Below are 1,226 nucleotides of genomic sequence, written 5' to 3' on the forward strand. Positions count from 1 at the left end.
TTATCGGCATTAGGGCCTATTACCGCCACCCTCTTTATATCTTTGCCCAGAGGCAGTATGTTGTTTTTGTTTTCCAGCAGGATAACGGATTGCCTGGCAGCTTCCCTTGCCAATGAAACATGCTGCGGGTTGCGGACTGTTGTTTTTGCTTTCTGCGGATCAACGTAAGGGTTTTCGAAGAGCCCCATTTCAAATTTCAGCCTCAATACACGGCTTACAGCGGAATCAATCAGGGCTTCGGGTATCCGGTTGCTTTTTACTGCCTCTGTCAGTTTTATATACGCATTGGCTCCCAGATCGACATCAACGCCAGCCCAAAGAGCCAGTTCAGCCGCTTCTGCGATTGTCTTTGCCACCCGGTGGTTTTCGTGTATGCCGTCTATACTTACCAGGTCGGATACAACAAAACCCCTGAACTGCCACTGGTCTTTCAACAGGTCTGTAAGTAATTGCCTGTTTGCCGTACATGGTATGCCATCGATAGAATTATAGGCGGTCATAACGGATAATGCGCCTGCATCGAGGGTTGCCCTGAATGGCGGTAAGAAATTCTCACGCAGTTCTCTTTCTCCTACGAATGCCGTATTGCCGTTATGTCCCCCTTCGGGTATGCCGTATGCAATGAAGTGTTTTATTGTAGAAATCACATTGTATGGATTGGATATATTGCCGCCTCCATGCCCTTTGGCTACTGCTGCTCCCATGCGGGCGCTGAGTACGGGGTCTTCGCCAAAGCCTTCTTCCACACGCGACCAGCGGGGGTCACGGGCTAAATCCAGTACAGGCCCGTAACCGATATGCCCTCCCTGCAGGCGCACTTCTTTGGAGATAGCCGAAGCTACCTGTTCTATCAGTTGCGGGTTCCAGGTGGAGGCCAGGCCTATGCCTACAGGAAAAACAGTGGTGCCGATGGCCATATGCCCGTGCGGGCATTCTTCTGCCAGGAACAGTGGTATTCCCAGCCGGGTATTTTCCATCACGTATTTCTGTAAGGCGTTCCCTGCTTTGGCTGCCAGTTCCGGGTTCAGGCCGGTTTCCAGTGTCTTCTTTGTCCAGGGGTCGGCACGGTATACTGCCCAGAACATTCCCACATGTTGTTCCTTGATCAGGTCTTCGAACTTTTGGGAATAAGTGACTTCCTGCCCTTTTTTCTCATACATTTCCCATCCCAACGGGCAAAGCAGCTGCCCTACTTTTTCTTCCAGGGTCATACGACCGAGAAGATC

General features: G+C 51.0%; 1 protein-coding gene. It reads right to left on the reverse strand.

Annotated elements, in window-relative coordinates:
* Positions 1 to 1,226 (reverse strand): glycoside hydrolase family 3 protein (locus tag GGR21_RS20760; protein ID WP_317169917.1); only part of this gene is annotated, 1,226 nt, incomplete at both ends.

It is taken from the genome of Dysgonomonas hofstadii (genome assembly GCF_014196915.1).
GTDB lineage: Bacteria > Bacteroidota > Bacteroidia > Bacteroidales > Dysgonomonadaceae > Dysgonomonas > Dysgonomonas hofstadii.